Below are 2675 nucleotides of genomic sequence, written 5' to 3'. Positions count from 1 at the left end.
TCGTCGTCCTCGCCGGCGACGCGGGCGCGGTCGTCGCCGGCGAGGACGACGAGACGCTGGTCGCTCTCGGGGACGGTGAGCACCGCCTCACCCGCGCGTGCGGCCGCCGACTCCAGGGCCTCGGCGAGGACCTGGAGCGCCGGTTCGCCGGTGGGGTCGCCTCCGGCGGGTTCGGCGACGAGGAGCCGGAAGGGGGCGTCGAGCAGCCCGCCGTACACATCACCGGCCACCGCACGCGCGTGGTCCGGCTGACCGGCGAGCATCATCTTCAGGACCGCGGCGCCGAGGCGCTGTTCGGCGGCCTGGAGCGAACGGGAGCGTTCCGTCGTGAGGGTGAGCAGGGCGATCGCCGAGTGCACCGCGTACCGCTCGGCCGTCCCGAGGGGTGCGCCGGTGCCGACGGCGAGGGCGCCGCGGACGCGCCGTCCGGTGCCGAGCGACTGGAGCTCGACGCGGTCGTCCGTACCGCCGACGACGGCGCTCGCGGGCGCGGGCCGGTCGCGCAGCCGCTCGACGTCGGAGGTGAGGCGTGCGGCCCGGCGTGCCGCCCAGTCGGGCGAGACGGCGACGACGGTGCCGGAGGTGTCGTAGAGCGCGGCCCAGCCGTCGACATGGGCGGCGAGCCGGGCGACGACGGCCTCGGGGCCTTCGGCGAGCGCGGCGCGGGTCAGCTCGCGCTGGGCCTCGAAGCCGGCGGTGACGGCGCGGTACTGGTCGGCGGAGATGGCCGCGGACACGGCCTTGCTGATGGCGAGGAAGGGAGTCCGGCGCGGCACTTCGAGGAGGGGCAGGTGCTCGTCGCGGGCGGCGTCGAGCAGGGCGGGCGGGATCTCGTCGTAGTTGACCCCGACGGCGAAGCCGAGCCCGACGACCCCCGCGCCCAGCAGCCGCCGCACGTAGCGGCGCATCGCCTCCAGGTCCTCCGCGTCGAGGGTGAGCGCGGTGGTGAGGAGGAGCTCGCCGCCCTCCATGTACGGAACGGGGTCGGCGAGCTCGCTGACGTGCGCCCAGCGGACGGGGGTGTCCAGCCGGTCCTCCCCCGCCCGGACGACGAGCTTCAGGGAGGAGTGCTGGACGAGGGAGGCGAGGGTGGGCGGCATTGGGGACCGTCGAACCTTTGAGCGAGGGGTCGCCGCTCAGCCGAGCGGCGACCCCGATTGTGCCAGGGCGGGGCGATGCCCGCTCCGGCTCGGGGACGCGCGGGTGACGCGCCGGGGCGGGCGGCCCTCGGCCCGGCGCCGCCCCGGTCCGCCCCGGGCCCGCCTCAGCCCCGCAGGTCCACGAGCAGGGGTGGCGTGTGCTCGCCCCGCACATGGGTGAGGGACAGGACGGCGTGCCCGGCGGGAACGTCGTGGGCGAGATCGGACGCCGACCACCGCTGCCGCTCCACTTCCCGCACGGTCACGGCCTCGGTGGTCACGGCCTTGCCGGTCACCAGTTTGCGCAGGGCGTGGAAGGCCCGGGTCATGGGCTGGTCCGCGAACACGGTGTGGTGGGCCACCTCGGTGGTCTCCACCCGTTCGGTGCCCCACGCCTCCGCGAACGCCCGGCCGTCCCAGGTGGGCAGTCCGGAGAAGGCCATCCGGCAGCCGACGACCGCGAGGAGGGGCCCGTGCAGCGCCTCGGGGACCTCCGCGAGGGTGCGGAGGGCGAGGACGACGGCCGCCTTCTGGGGCCGCAGCCGCTGGAGGGCACGTACGGTCCCCGGCGTGAGCGCGCCGGCCGCGTCGTCGAGTGCCAGGAAGGCGGTGTGGCCGCGGCCCGCCCGGTCCCGGGTGACGGCCTGGAACTGGGCGAGGAGCAGCCGGTTCAGAAGCCGCGCGGCCTCCTCGTGGCCGCCCTCCGGCAGGCTGATCCGCACGCGCATCGGGTGCTGGGCGACGGCGGCCAGGGAGAACGGCCGCACCTCGCGGCCGCCGCCGAAGAACTCGGCGAAGACGGGCCGGTCGAGTGCGGCGAGCCGGTCCGCGAGCACCGGGCCCAGGTCGGTCGCGGTGCCGACCTGGCGGATCCGGGAGTCCAGCTCGCGGCGCATGGCCTGTGCTCCGTCGGCGGGCAGCAGGTCGAGCAGAGCCGTAAGGGCCTCGGGGCGGGCTTCGAGCAGTTCCCGCAGGACCGGCACGGTCGGAAAGAGCCCGTACGCGGCCCGGTAGGGGCCGATGATCTGGGCCAGGACGGTCGCGGCGCGCCGGGTCTCCACGCCCTCCACGTCACCGACGAGCCCCTCGGCGAGGAACGCGGCAGCCTCGTCCGGGTCGGTGACCCCGGCGTACAGGTCGAGGTCGTACCGGGAGGCCGGGTCACCGAGCCGGATCACGACGTCGTACGCCTCGTCGGGGCCGAGCGGGGTTCCCGCCGCACCGACCGCGACGATCGCGCAGGCACCCGTGAGCGCCTGGAGGGTGAGGGACTCGACGACGGGCGCGACGAGGGAGCGGGTCTTGCCCGTCCCGGAGGGGCCCACCGCGAGGAGGGAGGTGCCGACGAGGCCGGGGTCGAGCGCGAGACCGGCGCCGTGGTACGGGTGCGGGGTGCGCTCGGCGGACACGTACCGGCCGATCCGGACCTGGTCCAGGAGCAGATCGTGGGTGGCCGAACGGTGGGGCAGATCGCGGTCGCCGGACGGATGGGCGCCCGCGGCCGCGCCCTGGTCGATCAGCGTCCTGACCAGGGCG

Annotated in this window: 1 protein-coding gene and 1 pseudogene; both read right to left on the bottom strand. The window is 76.1% G+C overall.

Features of this window, described 5'->3' with window-relative positions; translation table 11 throughout:
* On the bottom strand, positions 1-1100 hold a 1100-nt coding region (locus tag AOK00_RS35265), incomplete at its 3' end, for a PucR family transcriptional regulator ligand-binding domain-containing protein (protein WP_055604188.1).
* 164 nt (positions 1101-1264) lie between these two features.
* A pseudogene (locus tag AOK00_RS35260) lies at positions 1265-2675 on the bottom strand (ATP/GTP-binding protein); the annotation flags it as partial.

Source organism: Streptomyces aureus (genome assembly GCF_001418135.1).
Classification (GTDB): Bacteria; Actinomycetota; Actinomycetes; order Streptomycetales; family Streptomycetaceae; genus Streptomyces; species Streptomyces aureus_A.
This window is presented reverse-complemented; position numbering and strand designations above follow the sequence as displayed.